This is a genomic window from Ruegeria sp. C6, from assembly GCF_056537625.1.
Window position 1 is genome coordinate 525,762 of record NZ_JBQFRW010000002.1, and the last position, 18,763, is coordinate 544,524.

At 51.2% G+C, this 18,763-nt stretch carries 15 protein-coding genes and 2 pseudogenes; 8 read left to right on the forward strand and 9 right to left on the reverse strand.

What is annotated here, in order from left to right:
- Positions 1 to 200: 200 nt before the first annotated feature.
- The 3 genes from ACR0MJ_RS09980 to ACR0MJ_RS09990 are packed head-to-tail and all read right to left on the reverse strand — an operon-like array spanning position 201 to position 3,231.
- Complete coding sequence (locus ACR0MJ_RS09980; protein ID WP_480760858.1) at positions 201 to 860, reverse strand: sulfotransferase; 660 nt, start codon at positions 858 to 860, stop codon at positions 201 to 203.
- A gap of 12 nt (positions 861 to 872) precedes the next feature.
- Entirely contained in the window at positions 873 to 2,156 is a 1,284-nt protein-coding gene (locus ACR0MJ_RS09985; protein ID WP_480760859.1) for a glycosyltransferase family 2 protein, read from the reverse strand.
- Positions 2,146 to 3,231: a hypothetical protein gene (locus ACR0MJ_RS09990; protein ID WP_480760860.1), complete on the reverse strand. Its 1,086-nt coding sequence runs from the start codon at positions 3,229 to 3,231 to the stop codon at positions 2,146 to 2,148. Before ACR0MJ_RS09990 ends, ACR0MJ_RS09985 begins: the two co-directional genes overlap by 11 nt.
- 240 nt (positions 3,232 to 3,471) lie before the next feature.
- Here ACR0MJ_RS09990 and ACR0MJ_RS09995 point away from each other — a divergent pair.
- Positions 3,472 to 4,147: pseudogene (locus ACR0MJ_RS09995) on the forward strand (IS5 family transposase); the annotation flags it as partial.
- 153 nt (positions 4,148 to 4,300) lie between these two features.
- Positions 4,301 to 5,257: a Gfo/Idh/MocA family oxidoreductase gene (locus ACR0MJ_RS10000; protein ID WP_170407569.1), complete on the forward strand. Its 957-nt coding sequence runs from the start codon at positions 4,301 to 4,303 to the stop codon at positions 5,255 to 5,257.
- A gap of 29 nt (positions 5,258 to 5,286) precedes the next feature.
- On the opposite strand, the gene ACR0MJ_RS10005 is transcribed toward ACR0MJ_RS10000, so the two are convergent.
- Genes ACR0MJ_RS10005 through ACR0MJ_RS10015 form a run of 3 tightly spaced genes read right to left on the reverse strand, consistent with a single transcriptional unit; the run spans position 5,287 to position 9,199 of the window.
- Positions 5,287 to 6,804 (reverse strand): hypothetical protein, encoded by a 1,518-nt coding sequence (locus ACR0MJ_RS10005; protein ID WP_480760861.1) that lies wholly within the window; start codon positions 6,802 to 6,804, stop codon positions 5,287 to 5,289.
- 5 nt (positions 6,805 to 6,809) lie between these two features.
- Positions 6,810 to 7,964 (reverse strand): aminotransferase class I/II-fold pyridoxal phosphate-dependent enzyme, encoded by a 1,155-nt coding sequence (locus ACR0MJ_RS10010; RefSeq protein ID WP_170407576.1) that lies wholly within the window; start codon positions 7,962 to 7,964, stop codon positions 6,810 to 6,812.
- A 2-nt stretch (positions 7,965 to 7,966) separates the two neighbouring features.
- Complete coding sequence (locus ACR0MJ_RS10015) at positions 7,967 to 9,199, reverse strand: polysaccharide biosynthesis protein (RefSeq protein WP_170407579.1); 1,233 nt, start codon at positions 9,197 to 9,199, stop codon at positions 7,967 to 7,969.
- A 142-nt stretch (positions 9,200 to 9,341) separates the two neighbouring features.
- Here ACR0MJ_RS10015 and neuC point away from each other — a divergent pair, with 142 nt between their 5' ends.
- From neuC to ACR0MJ_RS10045, 6 genes and pseudogenes are all read left to right on the forward strand, one after another.
- Positions 9,342 to 10,508: a UDP-N-acetylglucosamine 2-epimerase gene (gene neuC / locus ACR0MJ_RS10020; protein ID WP_480760862.1), complete on the forward strand. Its 1,167-nt coding sequence runs from the start codon at positions 9,342 to 9,344 to the stop codon at positions 10,506 to 10,508.
- A 12-nt stretch (positions 10,509 to 10,520) separates the two neighbouring features.
- Complete coding sequence (gene neuB, locus ACR0MJ_RS10025; protein WP_480760863.1) at positions 10,521 to 11,606, forward strand: N-acetylneuraminate synthase; 1,086 nt, start codon at positions 10,521 to 10,523, stop codon at positions 11,604 to 11,606.
- Complete coding sequence (locus ACR0MJ_RS10030; protein ID WP_170422970.1) at positions 11,599 to 12,345, forward strand: acylneuraminate cytidylyltransferase family protein; 747 nt, start codon at positions 11,599 to 11,601, stop codon at positions 12,343 to 12,345. The genes neuB and ACR0MJ_RS10030 overlap by 8 nt, the downstream gene beginning before the upstream one ends.
- Positions 12,342 to 12,485, forward strand: a pseudogene (locus tag ACR0MJ_RS10035) (CBS domain-containing protein); the annotation flags it as partial. The gene ACR0MJ_RS10030 and the pseudogene ACR0MJ_RS10035, both read left to right, overlap by 4 nt.
- A 114-nt stretch (positions 12,486 to 12,599) precedes the next feature.
- On the forward strand, positions 12,600 to 13,391 hold the full coding sequence (locus tag ACR0MJ_RS10040) for a nucleotidyltransferase family protein (RefSeq protein WP_480761041.1): 792 nt from the start codon (positions 12,600 to 12,602) through the stop codon (positions 13,389 to 13,391).
- 2 nt (positions 13,392 to 13,393) lie between these two features.
- Positions 13,394 to 14,413 (forward strand): Gfo/Idh/MocA family protein, encoded by a 1,020-nt coding sequence (locus tag ACR0MJ_RS10045; RefSeq protein WP_480568505.1) that lies wholly within the window; start codon positions 13,394 to 13,396, stop codon positions 14,411 to 14,413.
- On the opposite strand, the gene ACR0MJ_RS10050 is transcribed toward ACR0MJ_RS10045, so the two are convergent.
- The 3 genes from ACR0MJ_RS10050 to ACR0MJ_RS10060 form a co-directional block, all read right to left on the reverse strand.
- Positions 14,410 to 16,104 (reverse strand): hypothetical protein, encoded by a 1,695-nt coding sequence (locus ACR0MJ_RS10050; protein WP_480760864.1) that lies wholly within the window; start codon positions 16,102 to 16,104, stop codon positions 14,410 to 14,412. The two genes, ACR0MJ_RS10045 and ACR0MJ_RS10050, sit on opposite strands and share 4 nt — an antisense overlap.
- Before the next feature lie 150 nt (positions 16,105 to 16,254).
- A complete protein-coding gene (locus ACR0MJ_RS10055) occupies positions 16,255 to 16,995 on the reverse strand; it encodes an acetyltransferase (protein WP_170407600.1) in 741 nt (246 codons plus the stop codon).
- Between the two features lie 262 nt (positions 16,996 to 17,257).
- Positions 17,258 to 18,763 carry a M81 family metallopeptidase gene (locus ACR0MJ_RS10060; protein ID WP_480760865.1) on the reverse strand — a complete coding sequence of 502 codons (1,506 nt, stop codon included), beginning with the start codon at positions 18,761 to 18,763 and terminating at the stop codon, positions 17,258 to 17,260.

Below are 18,763 nucleotides of genomic sequence, written 5' to 3' on the forward strand. Positions count from 1 at the left end.
CATCGCGCACACCATAGGAATCAAGGCAATCAAAAGGTGCGCGGCGGCGCAGCCTGCCTGTTCAGTCTTGTCACTCCGTTAGCCAGCTAAGCTGGGCAAGTTTTAAGTCGCATTCATTCGTCAGAGAGTTGGCGACCGAACCTTTCGTTCTCGCCCACACTCGATTTCTTATGCTGCTCAAATAAGCAGGCCATGACATCTCAATTCGAAGAAACCGCATCGTCGGCGTCATTGCCTCCGGACGTTTTACCCTCATGGCCGAAGAAAGTCGGATCAGTCTCAAAATCAGGCGCAAGGAACTCGGATATCTGGTCAGGTCTGTCTGTTTCTATATTATATATCAATAGTTTATCCGGCTTGTCCTTAAAAAATTCGGGCACCTCCTGATGATGCCGGTCCCATTCTTCTGACCAATGATCAATTACCTGATCAACCGACTCGAAATTCATGCCCTTACGATAACGCTCGGCATAAAACCCATTGCCATGGTTTCGGCGACTTGCGATCCACCTGTCTTTGTCTCGAGTGTTCAATATGAAATAGGAATTGGGATAATATGCCGCGAGTTGACGAAAATAACGGCAACCTTCAATCACGCGTGAGCCGCTCACCATCTGCATGTCGGTGTAGCCGACCCAACGGTCAATGCCATTGAGCGGCGCATAGCCATACTTAAGATTGTTAGCGAGCGCGCGGGCCAGATTGCCACGCTTGAAGTGAACCGTCGGAATGCCGTTGTTATCTAGAAAGGCGGAAATCGACCTTGTGCCGCACTTGTTGAAACCGACCTGAAATATCCGCCGCGTACGGCCTGCACGAGTAGACAGATATTCAGGATGAGTTTTTGATGATTGCGGCACGAAGGAAGGCTCCTACTCGGACTCTGCGGCGGCTTTCTGGTTCGCGCGCATGGCAACTGAAATAAGCTGACGGGCCGTATGCTCCGTCAGAGGTGTGGTTTGGCCAGCCATCATCAGGCGAGCAAAAAACGCGCGTTCAGGTTCTGACTCCAAAAGTTCCTTAAATCGCTTGTGCCGCCATTCGCAGGCCTTGTCATGTAGCTTCTTCAGTGTGGCATCTGATTTTAGCTCGGTAACCCGAGCAGCCCGTGCCGATTGGTAGCGGGAAATAGAGACGTCCTGATCGCTGTTAAAGTTGTAATCGACCCAATAATCCATGCCGATTTTCTCTTTGAAATGCACCCCACGTCCACGCGCACGTTTGAGCAGAAAGGAGTCCATCGCGCCCAAAGCATAATGGTTAAGCTGAACCCTCATGGTCGTATCTTGCGTATAGTTGGAAAATACCCGCTGGCGGCGATGATCGCCACCAAGCAAACGGCCTGATCCATCATACCAGCGCGCCTCATCCACGCGGGTCTGATCAGGCGAAATTGGCCGATGAATGCCTGGTTTACGGTAAATCCCGTTGTTGCGATAAAGCGTTTTGAACATTGAGGCGCGCCACGGCCAAATGATGGGTTTGGGGGCGCAGGAAGTGAACTGTTCGGTCACCGGCGCATCTTCAAAATAAACGATCCCTGCATTTCCGAATAGCCGCCAGGTGAGCGTGATCGCATCCGCCTCGGGGAGGCTATGGATGAGCGCGTTTAATGAGCCGTCGCCAATATGGATATTTACAAACTCATCAATATCGAGCGCCAGTATCCAGTCTGCTTCTTTCAATAGAGGATGTTTGGCGGCTTGTTTCATAGCCTGCCACTGTACGCTCTTATCGGGCTTGGCTTCATGGCTGACATGAGTGATTTGCCCCATCTCTTCGAGTCGGTGCAACATCAGATCGGTGCCATCCGCGCAATCATTCGAGAAGATCAGAAAATCAGTGAAACCAACCATCTGATGATGGGCGAGCCATTCCAACAGGAACGCGCCTTCATCTTTGACCGTCAGGATCGCTAGCTTTCGTGTCATTCTATTCCTTTGATCCGACGCTTCAGTCTGGTGATCCGCCAGACCGCATGTCATGTGGTGCTCATTGAGAATAACGGTTTTGCAGATGTTCTGAACTGCGAATTTCGCGTAGGAACGAAAAAAGTACGGCGCGGCATCATGTTGCCAACTTGGGTGATTTCCAACTCGGTGGTAGGTGGATCTAAAAGGCTGAGAGTGAACCGGATAGAGGCACTTATTGTTCAATTAGCCGTCGTAGCCCGACAGCTCCGTTTGCAAGTGCAGATCGGCGGTAAGACTTCAGTGCTACCTGCAGATCGCCGAGTTCTGCATCACTCGCCCCTGAAATGCAGGTCAGGCTTGCCTCCAACCCATTGTCAGCAATCAGCATTGGTGGTCGGTAACAGGCCTCTGACCAGCGGTCCATGACGATCGGCACACAGAATCCACCCGAAGAGGACAGGGCAGATGTGATCTTGATCCGTTGATATTGTTCATAGTCAAATGGCATGAGCGGATGTATCACCTGAGCGCCCGCCAGTGCGTCAAAATACGCGGCATGCCCGACCTGCCCGCTGTTGTCCAAAGGCACGCACGTAAAACGCGCGTCAAGCTTTCGGTCCTGGATCTCACTTTCAACCTTGGCGCGATCTCCGCCTCCTGACGGCAGGATGAAATGCAGATTCTGAAAGGCGTCCGGTCGATTGCCAAGAAGATCCAGCAGGCCAGGGTAATCACGTGTCCGCATGTTAACGTTGCCGGGGATCACGACCTGACGCGGCTGGCCCAACTTTGGTTCCGGATCATCGATCCAATAAAACGGCTCCAACGTCGCGATCCTGTCCATATGGGCTTTGCCCACCCGGCTGATCCATTCAGCCGTGACATGTGCACTCAGGCTGATGTAGCGCGCATTTGGCATCTGAAGCGTCTCGCGCAGGGGTGCCATCTGGCTGAACTGATCCAGATTATGCAGGACCATGATCAATGGCTTCTTCACTCCATGCGCCCAGCTTGCCGCTTTTGGACGACTCAAAGAGGCCATCAGGACGAAGTCATGTTCGGCCGCTTCAATTGCAGCCATAGTAGACTTGATATGTTTTGGTGCATCCGCAGCCCGGTAATCCGGTGTGCTCAAAGGCACATACTCAACATCAAATTCCAATCCCGGCACCAAGGCCATGATATCTCCGCGCAGCTTTAAGATCCGGCGATGCAGAAAGATTCGTGGTCGGTACCCGTTGGCATTACAGGCGGCCACCAAGCTGGGGATAACTTCTTCATGGCGCGGTTCAAATTGTACAATTGCACAGCGCTTCATAGTTTCTTCCTGTTGCCTGGGTTGCCTCGGGCCCTCGTTTTCGGTTTGACCCTGTGGAAGTTGTCTATCGATAGCTACACTTGCCGTCTACATCCAACGCCGAACCGGTCGGCTCTTAGACCAGTTTGTTTGAGCGGAGGTATCCGGTGTGATGGTGTTTCCGATCGTTGCGGTTTCCTTCACTATTCTGATTAAAATCTAATGTAGGCAAATCATCACGATCTGAGTCCGCAACTCCGCAGGCCCGGAGTCGACAACATGTGCGTGTTGAGCGAAATAATCTTATTCATCCGCATGGTTTGCGCTGGCGTGAGGCTCCTGTCGCATATGGCCCGCGCAAGACCTTGTACAGCCGATGGAAGTGCTGGAGCAGGAAAGGTTCTTGCGCGGATAATGGCTGAGCTTGGTGCCGAATACGGCGCGCAAAAGGTTGTTATGATCGACGCGGCCTATCTAAAAGCACACTGTACCGCGACCAGAGTGGTTGCCAAAAAGGTGGCGTGATCGTCTGAATGGTCGAGCCAAGGGCGACATGAACTCCAAATCGCACACCATCTGCGATAGCTAAGGGCGCCCGTTCAACCTGCTTGTCACCGCTGGACAGGTGAGCGACGAAATTGGCGCACACACGCTGCCTGGCAGCCTTCCAAATGTCAAAAGATTGCTTGGGGAACGCGGCTACGATGCCGACAGGTTCCGGGAAGCACTGCGAGACAAAGGGATACGTGCTTGCAATCTGGTCCGAAAGTAGCGCAACACCCCGTTCAAATATGACAAGCGCCGATTCAAGCGGCGAAACCGCATCGAGATCATGTTCGGCACGCTCTAGGGCCGGAGGCGCGTTGCGACGCGCTTTGACTGCTGTCCAAAGGTCTGCCTCGCAGCCATCGCTCTCGCGGAAACCGTAATCCAATAGTTGGGAAACCTGACGCTATGCATCAAATTGTAGCTTGATCATTGGTATTCGAATCCGACCGTAAGACCATTATCACTCTTTGCCTTCAGATTGTAGTTGACCTCATCTGAAGAGACTGATGTGAAACGAACACTCAGTAATCGGAGGTGTATTGTGGACATCGTACTAGTTGGCGCAGGCAACATGGCAATCGCCTACGCCAAGACTCTAAGATATCTGGGCATCTCCTTTCGTTGTTTGGGGCGAGGTGTTGACTCTGCAAAACGGTTTGAAGCGGAAACCGGTATAATAGCCGGAACAGGCCTGCTTACAGAGCAGCTCAAGAAAACGGATGTGCGCGGCGCGTCAGCAATTGTGGCGGTAAATTTGAACCAATTGTCTGCGGTTTGCGCCTCACTTCTTGACGCGGGCATAAAGTCAATCCTTGTCGAGAAACCCGGAGGCATAGACCTTGAGGATATGCAAGCCTTGGCAGAGCTTGATAGGCAAGACTGCATTCGCGTTGCGTACAACCGAAGATTCTTCAAATCAACCCAGCATGCATTAGATCTCATCAATGAAGATGGCGGTGCGCAATTGATCCACTTCGAGTTCACAGAACTACCAGACAGGCTCGAATCTTTGGGTGTGCACCCACCTGAGGTTTTGGCGAATCTTCCTTACGCAAATTCGTCACATGTTTTTGACATGGCCTTCTATCTCGGTCAGGCCTCCGAGAATTTAGGTGAGGTCTTAATTTCCGGGGCAGTAAGGCAAGGTGAAATCCCCTGGCATCCGGACGGATCACGGTTCGCTAGCTGCGGGTTAGTCGGAGATCAATCGCTCTTTAGTTGTTTTGCAGATTGGCGGTCTGGTGGAAACTGGAATGTCGAAATAGCTACTGCCAACAGGCGGCTGCGATTAAAGCCACTTGAAACGCTTACAGAGCAATGTCGGGAATCATTCCAAGTGAATCCAATCGAGATTGCGGCGGATCCAGAAGGACTAAAACCCGGGTTGCCTGATATGGTTTCCAACTTTATCTACCATGATGGTCACCGACTTCCCAGCATGCGCAATCAGGTATCGCGCATGAAGGTATTTGCCAAAATACTGTCGCGTGACCACTAGTGTCTCCACACTTTTGAAGGGTCGTTTTCCTATTGGGTGATTCCCAGAGCTTCCAATGCGTCCGAGTACGATTTCCTTGACTGCACTTTTCTAGATCTCTCACGCTCTATTCGTCGTGCCCATTCTAGTACTGCGTAAATCTTTTCATCACCCGCTATGCCGGATTTGATGGTGAGGAGTCCGTCGAGCTCACGCGCGTAGTCTGCCTCCAGAAGGCTAGCATAACTGCCGGTTGCCAACACCGCCACGCCTTTGAGGCATGCTTCGAGGATTACGGCAGAGTATCCCGTTATAACACCGTCAACTGCATCAAGAAGTGACGGAAGCGGTGTCTCAAATGCCAAGGAGCATCCCAGCGCCGCTAGTTGCGTCGCATCCACAAGTTTTTCGGTTTCGTCTTTTCGTAGAGGATGACAACGAAATAGTATGTTGAGGCCGGATTGGTGCAATTTTTGGGCCAACAGAATGTCATCAGATTGTTGCGCTGCAAATAGCACTAATGGCCCGTTACGCGATTGAAAGTCGGAAAGGGTTCTGCGGTTGCGGTCAGATTGATCAGGCAAAAACTTGGCAAACTGTTCCCATGTCGGACCAACGACCGCAGCACGGCGTTTGGCGTTCTGCCTCATGAAGCTTTCGGCGTCTGACTCAGTCCAGCACATATGCGCTGTAGGACAAGTCGACCAATCCATTTTTGGCGTTTTTCTGAAATAGTAGGACCCGTTGAAACGTCCCTCGATGCCGTGCTGGATGTCAATGTACGGAATATCGTATAGCCGACAAACGTGTGCCAGTGCCCAACCATAAAACGACGCATAATTGCTGGTAATTATTGCATCCGGCCGCATGGAACGGAAAAGGTAAGTAAAGCAGTTTGCCGCGTGATCAACTCTCCCAATTACTGTGTCGACGAAAGCACACAGTTCGGTGTCGCCATGGCCGGTCAGACTGACAACCGACTCTAGTGATTTGAAGTGCTTATACAAAAACGCGTGCGAAAGTTTCGGTACTCGTGCTGTTAGCGCTACATTTTTAATAAACGGGTCTAGCGAAGCATGAGGTCCATATTCCGAGCGAGCTGGCATAGCATCGGGATCGAACCCTGAGTACAGCCCGATGCTCCGGTGCCCATTTTCCATCAACGCGACGCGAAGCGCGTGGTGATGCTGGCTTGCCTTTTCACCATCCAAATCATAAAAACCTGATCCCGAACCAAGACACCAGTATTTGTGGTTCTTCAACTGTTCGATCGGCAGAGTGTCAACGGACCGAAGACTATCGGCTGGCTTTCTACTTAATAGCCTCGAATAAGCGGGTCGAAGCCGGTTGCGCTTGGCGAAATTCGGATATCGCTTGTACCGGTCGGAAGATGAGTAGTTGCGGTTCATCGCAAAAACCATCTGTTTCACAATTACATACTTGACGATTGGCCAGACATGAAAGCCACGATAGCGCCAGCGCGTTACTACACCTTGCTTTTCGAAGTCTTCTATCTTCTCTATCGCGCTGATGAAAAGCTCAAGGTTTTTATCAGATATTGGTGGCACTTAGACTAGATCCGCCCCAGAACAGACCGCACGGCTTCAATCACGCGTTCTTGTTCAAGATCCTCGAGATGGGTGGAGCAGGGCAATGGTTGAACACGTTCCCAGATGGCTTCTGATCTTCCGCTCAACATATGCGGACAGCTCTTATATGGGGCTTGCATGTGAATGGGCTTCCAGAAGGCCCTGCCTTCGATCCCATTGTGCGAAAGCGCTTCTCGCAACTGAGACATTAACGCAAGCGACGCATCCGGAAGATAAATACCCGACAGCCAATTTGAACCGTTGCTGTCATCGGGCGAGGGAAACGAAAGAACTCCATTCAAGTCCTCAAATTGGCTGGCATAAGTTGCGGCGATCTTGGCCTTGTTTCGAAGAAACTCATCAAGACGTTCAAGCTGGGCGACACCCACTGCGGCTTGTACATTTGTCATTCGGTAATTGAAGCCGATGATGTCGTGATCATATGCGGCACCGACACGCGCAGTCGACGTCAGGTGTTTGATCTCCGCTCCACCGACGTCTTTTCCCGAGACGATCGCACCTCCTCCTCCTGATGTCACCAGCTTGTTTCCGTTGAAGGACAATGCCGTCAGATCCGCACCCATCTGCGCAAGAGGTCGGTCTTTGTAAGTGGCGCCAATAGCAGCGGCAGCATCGGCGACGATGGGCAGTTTATGAGACTTAGCTACAGTAACAATCGCATCCATATCTGCGGGCAGCCCCATTGCGAAAACAGGCATGACTGCTTTGACTGCCCCACCTGTCTTAGAATAACGCAAAACTCCACTCGCATCGCGGGTACATTCGCGTGCCAACAACTCAGACAAGAGGCTTGCATCCATACCCCAACGTTCTTCGTCGACATCAATGATGATCGGCGCCGCATGGCAGTGCGATACTGCGTTTGCCGTAGCAATAAATGTCAGTGAAGGAATGATCACATGATCTCCGGGGCCTACACCCAACGAATGCAAGGCGGTGTGCAAAGCCGTCGTGCCTGCCGAGGTTGCGACTGCCCAGGCTGCGCCGGTTACCTCTTTGGTTCTCGCTTCGAACTGGTCCACAAATGGGCCTACGGATGACACGAAAGTCGAGGACACGCACTCGGCGAGATATTTGCCTTCGTTGCCAGAAATATTCGGAATGCACAGGGGGATCATAGCTATACCCTTTGATCAAGGTTCATGCCAGTTTCCTTGTGGCTGTCGAGGAATGCTGGCTCCGCAAGGGCGATCAGAGCTTTCAGGGATTCCTTAGAGATCGCCTCGGATTCAGCCCTCTTGAATATTTCTTGCATTTCAGCAAGAAGTTGCCTCATGACGCCCGCGTCTTCGAGCGGTAGGTATTGAACGCCTAAAAGAGCATCGTATCCTAGCTCAACGCAGGTCTCGCCGTTGGCGACGAATTCCTCGTAAGGCTTCTCGCCCGAAGTCGACAATGGAGTTAGAAGTAAAGGCCAATGCCCTGTTGCTTTGTCGGCTAATACCGTAACGCAGGCCTGCGCCTCATCAGTGTAGTGCTTTGGCTGATAACCGTTCGCCATCAGAACATTTTCGGCAACGGATTGCATTTCTACAAGCGCAGTTTCTGGGTCGAGATCTGGTACCATAATATGCTTGTGCGGGGCGGTTGTCGCGGCCAATAGGCATAGCTGGCCGCTTTCCTTCAGCGACACAAAGTAACGCCGCGTGCCTTTAGGTGCGGCCAAAGGTTGGTCTTTTTGTAGGCGCTTCTCAAAGCTCTGAAGTAGAGATCCATTGGAGAAGGCGACATTTGCGAAACGGGCAGAAGTGATCGTGCAGTTAAGACCGTCGATCAATCCGTCATCGAACATCACATGTTCCATGACTCGCTTTGAGGCGCCCATCAAAGATGTTGGATTTGCAGCTTTATCCGTGGAGACACTGAAATATCTTCCGTCAAATCCGACATGTTTTAACAGCTCTACGAGGCGCGCCTGCTTCAGGATGTTTGTTTCAAACATCTGAAGCGTTGAGTAGCCGTCCTTCTCGGATCTTACATGTTTAATGGCAGCAAAATTCAGAACAAAGTTATAGGGTCCTTCATTTCTCACAAACGCTCGAAATGCGGGCGAACCATAGTCAAGTGGCAGCGTGCGGAAGTCATTTACGTCTATTGGCGATTCCGCCGACCGTAGATTGCGCACCAATTCTGCCAATTCGTTTTCATTCTGATCGATGACATGCAGTGCGGCCGGCCGAAACGGCAAAATCTCGTTGACTGTGGAACTGCCGATTGAGCCAGCACCGCCGATTACTAGAACGCGCGCGCCATTCATAACACGATGAATCTCGTCGCGTTTAGCCCAGAGATCACTTTGGAAAAGGCTTTCAACTCGCCCCGTTGCAAGGGGTGATAAATCCTTCTGCTCCATAGGACACTCCATTTCTAATGATGCGGCTTTTCCGGTAATTTTGGCCTCTGGTCAAGCAGCAAAAAAGTCTGCAAACAGGTGGCATGGCACGAGCGAATGAAATAGAAACCGAGCAGAAACAAGACATTTTCAGGAGCGACAGGTGCAAGATTCAGACCTCCATGTGACCTGCATCACGACAGGTCGTGCGGATTATTCACTACTACGTTGGCCTATGTACAAAATTGCTGACTGTGATGGGCTGAGGTTGAGTATTATCGCAGGGGGAGGGCACCTCGCAACGTCACAAGGCGCCACGATTTCAGAAATTGAACAAGACGGATTTCAAGTCGATCAGACAGTTGAGATGTACCTTGATAGCAGCACTGCAACTGGCCCGGCAGTCAGTGCAGGGCTTGCAACCATGGGCGTAGCTCAGGCTCTCGGGCGGTTGGCGCCCGATTGGGTCGTGCTTCTGGGCGATCGGTTCGAGGTTCTAGGGGCTGCCACAGCCGCGGCCCTTCATCGAATTCCCGTTTGCCATTTGTGCGGTGGTGATGTCACCGAAGAAGCCTATGACGACGCCTTCAGGCATGCGATTACAAAACTAAGCCATCTGCATTGTACGTCGACCGATGATGCGGCGCAGAATGTGCTTCAGATGGGAGAAGAACTCTGGCGCGTAGTAAATGTGGGCAGCCCGGGGCTTGATGCGTTGCACAACATACCACAGATGTCGCGAGCCGATGTTTTTGCAGCATTGGGCTTATCTGATGGTGTCTCTACTTACCTGATCACGTTGCATCCCACTACTTTGAAAGAAGATTTCGGTCACTCAGAATTGCAGGCATTATTGGCGGCATTGGATGAGCTTCCAGACGCGCAGCTAATTTTCACTGGTGCCAATGCCGATACAGGCGGGGCAGAATTCAATGCCGCTTTACAAGCCTATGTTGCTCAGCGACCAAGTTCCATTTTCAAAAAAAGCTTGGGTCAGACCCTCTACTTCAACACTGTTCGTCAAGTGCAGGCCGTCATCGGCAATTCGTCCAGCGGCCTCTACGAAATCCCTAGCTTGTCGGTCCCAACAATCAATATTGGGGACCGACAAAAAGGCCGATTGCGCGCAACAAGTGTCTTCGATTGCGCCGGTACAAAAGATGAGATCCTGGCATCTATTCACGCAACAACGGAGTATTCGGACAAAGACGTGGTCAATCCGTATGGGGATGGACACAGTGCGGCGAAAATCGTTGACGCTTTGCGATCAGTATCCCGCAATCGCTCGCGCCACGAAATACTGGCGAAGCGCTTCCACAGTCTGCGATAGAAAGTCGTAATCATGCTGAATAGCAAAATAACCCTCATTGCCGAAGCCGGTGTAAACCATAACGGGGAGCTGGACAAAGCCCTTGCGTTGGTCGATGCAGCCGCCGATGCCGGGGCTGACCTGATCAAGTTTCAAACCTTCTCTGCCAAAGCGATGGTATCAAAGTCTGCTGCGTTGGCCGACTATCAAGAGCAACAGATCGGTTCCAGTAAAACGCAGCTTGAAATGCTCATCGATCTGGAATTGAACGAAGCTGCGCATCACACCCTCATTCAGAAGTGTTCGGAACGCGGAATTGGTTTCCTATCGACACCGTTTGATATTGTGAGCCTCGAATTATTGACCAAGGGGCTTGGGCAACGCCTGTTAAAAATTGGTTCGGGTGATCTTAATAACGGGCCATTGCTTTATGCTGCGGCACAGACCGGATGCGATATTATTCTATCGACCGGAATGTCCGACTTGGGGGAAATTGAGCGCGCTCTGGGTCTTCTAGCGTTAGGATATAGTCCGGCACCACCTGCTGCCCCCAGTAGGCACGATATGAGTATGGCGTGGGCGGATCCAGAACTGCGCGCAGGTCTGCAAGACAAAGTGACCATCCTGCACTGCGTTTCAAATTATCCATCCAGCCCAGAAGCTACAAATTTGCATACAATCGGCACCATCCGCTCAGCGTTTGGTTTGCGTGTCGGCTATTCTGACCATACGCTGGGTGGAACCGCTTCAATTGCGGCTGCCGCGCTTGGTGCGTGCTGCATAGAAAAACACCTTACACTCGACAATTCGCTAGAGGGTCCTGATCACGCGGCTTCAGCTGAGCCCGATGAAATTGCCGCTATTTTTTCTAGCGTCAGAGAAGTCGAAGCAATGCTCGGCTCTTCTGTCAAATGCTGTACGCCAGAAGAGCGCAGCACGATGAATGCGGCACGAAAACGTCTGGTAGCAAAGGCGGACATTTCCAAAGGAAATCCTTTCACGCTGGAAAATCTATCAACAAAGCGTGCGGCGTCTGGCAAGGACCCGCTGTTGTTTTGGGAGATGCTTGGTACATCAGCTTCAAAAGACTATCGTGAAGGTGACCCGATTAATGACTGAGAGGTTGTGCATCATCCCGGTTAGGGCGGGGTCCAAAGGTGTTCCACACAAGAACATCCGGGATTTTCGTGGCCAACCTTTGTTGGCCCATAGCGTCCAACATGCGGTCGCCGCTGGCATATTTACGGAAGTCGCGGTTTCCAGTGATAGCGACACCTATCTAGCGATCGCAAAGGAAACAGGCGCAACCAGATGTATCAAACGACCAGATGAGCTGGCATCAGATTTGGCTGGATCGATGGATGTTGTATTGCACGCACTTTCCGAATGCGAAGCCCTGTCTGCCAAGAAATACACTACCGTCGTGCTTTTGCAGGCAACATCTCCATTACGGCAAAGCCGACATATTCAGGAGGCTGTATCCAGGCTCGAAGACGATAAGCTCGATAGTGTGCTCAGTGTAGCGCGCGCCAAGAATTCTCCGTATTTCAATCTTCTTGAATTTGACGCCGACCAAGGAACTTACTCGCTGTCCAAGCCTCTTAGCGGCGATGTCAAGAGACGGCAAGATGCACCAGAAGTCTTTCAGTTGAATGGGTCTATCTATGCGTGGTCAAGGGAGGCATTGACTATTCAACAAAGGGCAATTTGCCATAAAACAGATATATACGAGATGGACAGCTTATACTCGCTAGATATTGACACGGAAGACGATTGGAGCTTTGCCGAGTTGGCATTCGATCTTCTGGCAAAGCAAGATTTGCAAAATCCTGAGAATAAAGAGGTAAATGAGCATTGAAAGAAATTGCTTCAATTCTTGTCTCTCCGACGGATGATTTTCGCCAAGTTCTTAAGATCATAGATAACTCAGCCGTGGGGTTTGCCCTCGTAGTTGGGCCCGAAAACAAACTGCTGGGTACCGTGACCGACGGAGATCTTCGACGGGCGATGATTCAAGGTCCATTGGTCGACAAGACTGCAGAAGATTTGATGAATAAATCGCCGCGAACAATTGACGCCGGGGTAACTCGCTCGGATCAGCAAAAGTTCTTAATGCGCAACAAAATCACTTTTGCTCCGATCGTTGATCAGACAGGATCGGTCGTGTCGGTTGCTGTTTCCCCACATTTGCCAGGTAGTACACTGGACAATGTAGCTGTTGTAGTCATGGCTGGTGGCCTTGGCTCGCGCCTTGGGGAGTTGACCAAAGACAAACCGAAGCCGCTGCTGGAAGTTGATGGCGAACCCATCCTTGAGAAAATTATCAAGCGGTTCAGAAACAACGGTTTGGAAAACTTCATCTTCTGCGTCAACTACAAGGCTGAGATGATCCGTAATCACTTCGGGTCCGGCGACAAACTGGGTGTACGCATCGAATACGTAGAAGAGCAAGAACGCCTTGGGACCGGTGGTGCACTTTCCTTGGTCGATGCCGGTGTCTTTGATCAGTTCTTTGTCACCAACGCAGATATCTTGTGTTCGACAAACTACCGCGAGATGCTTGAATTCCACTTGGATCAGAAATCCTGCGCGACGATGGCAGTGCGAGAACATGAAATCGAAATTCCCTTCGGAGTCGTGGAGACCGAAGGTTTCGAAATAAAGTCTCTGAGCGAGAAACCCACCTATAAGTACTTCATAAATGCCGGGTATTATGTGCTAGATCGCACTGCCATTGATCACGTTCCAAGCGGAACATTCTTCGATCTGCCATCATTGTTCGATGTTTTGCGCGAGCAAAAAATCAATACGCGCATTTTTCCGACAAGCGGAGATTGGATCGATATCGGTAGGCCCGAGGATTTGCAGCGCGCGCGCAAGATCGTGACAGATAACGAAGGATAAAGATGACAAAGAGCTTTGGAGTAATTGGCCTGGGGCGCATGGGCTATCGCACTGTGCTTGCTGGGCGCGCAGCTGGCCTTGAACTTGCTAAGATTCTGGACAGTTCTGATGAGCCTTGGGGCGTGACACAAGACGCGACGCTAGTGTCGGTTCTAGTTAATTCGATGGATGCCTTTCTCGCTAACGTTCCAGACATCGTAGCAATTTCGACGACTGCCGATAGCCACGCTGATTTGTTCCGCGCTTTGGTCGACGCAGGCGTGAAAATTGTTCTGGTAGAAAAACCGGTCGCTTGTTCAGTTGCTGACGGTTTGGAGATGGTGCGGATCGCTAAGGAAAATAGTATCAATGCGTTGGTCAATCACAATCACCGGTGCTGGAATGTGCTTCGAACAATACGCCAGTTTGATGGGGATCCTCAATTCGGGAAATTGCAATCCTTTGTAATCACACAAGGTGCTGGTGGATTGGGAAACCTAGGCACACATTATTTTGATCTCGCAAATTGGATGTTCTCCGATACTCCTCTTTACGTTTCAGCGGTTGGTACTCAGCCAGAGTCAACAAACCCACGTGGCCCGCAATTCAAAGACGTGGGAGGTGCCGTTCTTGTAAGTTATCCCAAACAACGACGTTTGCTGTTGGAGATCGGTGACGATATCGGTGTTATCGGCGGATATGAGTTCCGATTTGAACGCGGGCGCGTGCTGATGCCATTCACTTCGGAACCTCCGCAAGTCTTTGTACGTAAACCAGAAACACAAGACCTCCCCAAGCATTTCTATGGTGCTGCCTTACAGGAGATTCCGTGGAAGGATTTTGTTCCCGGCGATGTAGTCAATCATACGCGTGATGTGTTCCTTGATCTGTTAAATGACCGCAGCGAAGGCGGCGCTTCGTTGATCGACGCGACACTAGCTCTGGAAGTTATGATTGCAGCTCGCAAGGCAATCGAGACGACTTCAGTCATTGCGTTGCCGTTAAGTGACGTTGATCGCGCAAGCGTTTATCCATTAGCCTAAAATGTCGATATCTGGTCAGGCGTTTCTGCCCGCCTGATCTCGCACCAATGGCTGATAGGATCGTGAAAACCTGGGGTTTCGTTGATATGTTCACTTGTACCCAGAAATCTGTGAAGATCTTCCAAGTCATTACACAGGTGAATGTGTTGCGAAGCATCTGACAGGTTCAATCCCAAAAGATTTGGCACGGGTAGGCAGACAGCGGTTTTACCCACCAAAGCAGTTTGCAATGCAACGTTTGAAAACCCGGTTACAACCAGAGAAGTGTTTCGGATGAAGTCCACAAGTGTGCCGTCATCGATTTGGCCGTACCTCCCAAACTGGGCTTTGACCCGAGCCCGGTCTAACCTTGGATGTGGTCGACACAGAATATCGTACCCGGCGTCCCTAATTAGACGGCACGCGGCTTCGAATTCCTTATCATTGATCGGTTGCAGGGCAATACCTATTGGTTTAGGTGATTCTTCCTCGGGTTCTTTTGACAAAGAAACCGCGTAGTCTTTCATGAAATTTGCCATGCCAAAAGATGGTCCAAGCACAACTTTTGTCTCGTGGCTAACGCGGTCGATTTTCTCTTCGATAACCTTCATTGTTGCTGCATCCGAGCAGACAAAGAGATCCATATCAAGGACTTGATACCTGGGATGGGCGCTCCAGAAAAAAGCCTGATATTCTATGGTCTTGACGCCTTTTAGCTTCAGGCCCAAGGCGACGGGGACAAAAACTGCGGAACGGCTGGGTGAGCAAACGAGCGTTTCGATATTCTGAAACTGCGGATGGTTCATGAGGCAGTAATAGAACCCTGCTATCCTGGGCAGTCTGCTATTCGTTGCTGCGAGTGTTTCATTTAACAACAGAGCAAACCAATTCTCTGGGTTAAACCCAAATCTTTGTACCAAAAGCGGGTCGGATTTGGACAACTGCGCATGTACCGTTTTGCAGGTATTCTGTTCGGGTAGTGCGAGTCTTAGTTTTGCGTCACCAAGGGCCGGTTCCGGTGAATTCAGATAGAACTCCGAAGAGTGACAGACAAACTCATCACCCCAATGCAAAGGAGCTATCTTATTAGGGTGTCGAACTTCGAAAATCGCGTCAAAACGCTTTCCCATCTTTAGTTCGGCGTAGCCGATCGCTTCAGCGGATCGAAGATATGTCGGCTGCCCTGGGTTCCCTAAAAGGAGTGTCTGAGGCCGTGAATCTGGGAAATGCCCAAACCCTGAAGTTTCAATGTCAGGTCTAAAGAAGTTTGGTTCCTTTGCTACTAGATTAACGTGGGCCGGCCATTCCTGATAACGCCCTGGATAACAAAGGCTCTGGGCATTGAGATTTGTCAAAAGTGAATTCCCAAAGTCTTCCCAAAGATCGTTCTTATCGACCTTGCACTCATCAAATATCGCAAGAAACTGTCTGATTCTCGAATAGAGGTTATCGGCCAGCTGTAACTCTAAACCTGCAGACATATTGGATATGTCTATTCTGTCAAAACTGAACCCGGATTTCGATAGCATTGACGGGGCAATTTTTGACACGATGTACTTTGCCAAAAATTGAGTCTGGATGGCGATCTGAAAGTCCGTTTCGGAGTAGAAACCCGCCAGACCGTCAACCTGGAAAACTTCGATCAATCCCAAACGCTTGTACCGTTTGATCTGTTTTGCATGCTCCTTCGGTATCTGGGTTTGAAAGAACACCAATATCCTACGCCGTGCACGCAATCGAAAGGCAAACTTTCTTAGTTTCGTCCGAGACAATGTTGCCCGCGATGAAGATTGAAACCATATTGTGCAAGATAGTTTACGCATTTACCATTTCCGGTTTAAATAATCCTTTTTATGAGAGTGTTAGCGATCAGTGCGGTTTAGTGGGCGGGCCGGAGTGCCAGCGACTAACTGCTCCGCCGCGACCGTTTTGATCACCGTAGCGCCTGCGCCAACAACCGCTCCGGCCAGGATTGTAATTCCATTTCGCACGCTTGCCCCGACGCCTATGAATACCCGCTCACCCAAAGTAACATCTGCTGCGATCTGAGAACCGGGCGCTACATGGCAAAATGCGCCGACGCTGCTGTCATGGTCGATACTGGCATTTGTGTTTACGATTGTCCCGCGTTCAATCTTGCAGCCGATATTCACAACGGCACCGGCTGAAATCAAACAGCCTGGTGCAACGTCTGCATAACGAGACACGATTGCTTTGGGGTGCACCAAAGTGGCGATAGGCAGATTAAGATCTTCTAGTCGTTCTTGTAAAAATGCACGTTTCTTATTGTCACCTACTCCAACAAAGAAAAAGCTGTCATGAGGCTGACTCATCAGCACATCCGTGCGATCATCATCGACTACTGGCCAAATACCACTTTGGCGTTGGCTTTCCCAATTGGGGTCAAGAAACACAACTTGTTTCCATCCTGACAGCTCCGCAATTTCAGCGGCAACGCGCCCATTTCCCCCCGCGCCAAGAATAACTAATCGCTGCATTTTTTCTGATCCAAACATTTTTTCTGATTGCCAGAGGCGCAAGGTTGAGACTTCGAACTCGTCCAAACGATGGCTTATACGATCAACGCGCGCAACCGCTTCCATAATGGTGTGTCGCTAGCAGGGTCCGTTCGCTGGGTCGGGATGCCCCACAAGGTTGCTCCATCAAAGCTTGGTCATGACGGGTTTGGGTTTCTGCCGAACAGAAGCGGTTTAAGCCCAATCTTCTGTAGGTTTGAAGCGAATGATGACGCAGCATTGTCAAAACGTGAAGCGAGAAGTTTCCAATCTCTTAGTTTACGAGCGGGATCTCGATGCAGTTTCTGCGCCTGCTATGTCGATTGCGAGCTGCGATGCGGGTTGGAAATCAATGGTTTCTGGTTTTGGGTCCACTTGTTTCGATGCGGCGTTTGCCTCCGATGTTGTAATAGGGGATCTGGTCCAGATCGCAGAGAAATGTGCCTGGAGCGGCAACGGCTTTCACGTCGCTTGCGATGGGTTGGAAATCCGCCCGGAAATGTGTGGTGCTTTTGACACAGATCACTGAATAGGATGTGGGATTCAGGCCGATATGGGTGAAATGAGCGCGGTCGAGGCATTGGTTGCGCACACTGGTGACGACCAAGTCTATCTTCGCGCCAGCCTCTATCATCCTCAGAGCGGCCGTTTTGCCAAGTGTCGCGATGCCGCCTCCGTACATCTCACCTGAGTATCGGCAGATGCCATCTCCGATGGCCAGAACTTCGAACTTTGCCTCAACGGGGTGGTGCCCGGGCAGACCTGATTTTCCGCCGATGGCCAGGTTCAGTTTTGCGCCTTGGCCTGCACGATGCGCTTTCTCTGCGCTTTCGGCGTCGTGGAAGAGACCCATCAAAACCTCCTGCGCTTCCCCCTCGATCAAAGCGGCCAGAAGTCCGGTGGTATCGGATGTGCCGCCTGCGCCTGCGTTGTCCTGTACATCCGCTAACACGAGCGGTTTGTCGCGACGCGAACAACAGGCCAGAACGGCTTCGTCCAACGACAACATAGAGCAGTCCACATCAGGTTCTCGGGCCAGAAAAAGGTCGACAATTTGATCTACTGCGGCGGTCGCTTGCGCGGCACTGGTCGCGTAGGCAACGCAGGACGGACCAGTATCGGGATAATCTGCCGCAGTAAAACCCAGCGCGATTTCTGCAAAGACATGGGTATGTTCGAACTGGGTGGGCAACTGATAAATCTCATCAAACGGTGCGGCCCAGGTGTATTGCGCATGCAATGGGATCAGATAGGGCACCTGCCGGAAGGCTTTGTGCAGCTTTTCTCCGGCCAGTAGCCTTTGCAGAACCGGTACGCATCGCGCACCGGTTTCGCCCATATCGAGGTGCGGGTACGTGCGGAAAATTGCCAGATAGTCCGCCTGCGAGATCATCTGGTCAGAGATATTGGCATGCAGGTCAAGGCTCGCCACGACCGGAACATCCCGCCCTACCAGATCACGTACTCGGCGCAACAGCTCTCCCTCACCATCGGCCAGGCTTTCAGTCACCATTGCACCGTGCAGGTCAAGATACACTCCGTCCAGCGGTCCCGCGCCGCGAAGGCCATCCAAGATCATAGTACATATCTTCTCGAACGCGTGATCCGTGACATGAGCGCTAGGTTCCGCCGCACACCACAGGATCGGCAAAAGCTCGAAACCTGCCTGGTTCGCGGCGGAAGAAAACCCGGCGATGGGTAGGTTCATACCTTTGGTGTCCGCGATGACACGCGGGCCATGCAACATTTCGGGCCAGGAATCTGCCATCTCGAACTCGGGCAGACCCGCTTTGGTCGCTCCGAAGCAGTTGGTTTCGTGTTGAAATCCGGCAATGGCAATGCGTTTGGCTGTCAT

Excerpts from the sequence above, each read along its gene's own strand:
- ACR0MJ_RS10055 (WP_170407600.1), bottom strand. The coding sequence starts at position 16,995 with ATGGAAGCGGTTGCGCGCGTTGATCGTATAAGCCATCGTTTGGACGAG.
- neuB (WP_480760863.1), top strand. The coding sequence starts at position 10,521 with ATGCTGAATAGCAAAATAACCCTCATTGCCGAAGCCGGTGTAAACCAT.
- ACR0MJ_RS10040 (WP_480761041.1), top strand. The coding sequence starts at position 12,600 with ATGCGCAACAAAATCACTTTTGCTCCGATCGTTGATCAGACAGGATCG.
- ACR0MJ_RS10010 (WP_170407576.1), bottom strand. The coding sequence starts at position 7,964 with ATGATCCCCCTGTGCATTCCGAATATTTCTGGCAACGAAGGCAAATAT.
- ACR0MJ_RS09990 (WP_480760860.1), bottom strand. The coding sequence starts at position 3,231 with ATGAAGCGCTGTGCAATTGTACAATTTGAACCGCGCCATGAAGAAGTT.
- ACR0MJ_RS10015 (WP_170407579.1), bottom strand. The coding sequence starts at position 9,199 with ATGGAGCAGAAGGATTTATCACCCCTTGCAACGGGGCGAGTTGAAAGC.
- ACR0MJ_RS10030 (WP_170422970.1), top strand. The coding sequence starts at position 11,599 with ATGACTGAGAGGTTGTGCATCATCCCGGTTAGGGCGGGGTCCAAAGGT.
- ACR0MJ_RS10045 (WP_480568505.1), top strand. The coding sequence starts at position 13,394 with ATGACAAAGAGCTTTGGAGTAATTGGCCTGGGGCGCATGGGCTATCGC.
- ACR0MJ_RS10060 (WP_480760865.1), bottom strand. The coding sequence starts at position 18,763 with ATGACAGCCAAACGCATTGCCATTGCCGGATTTCAACACGAAACCAAC.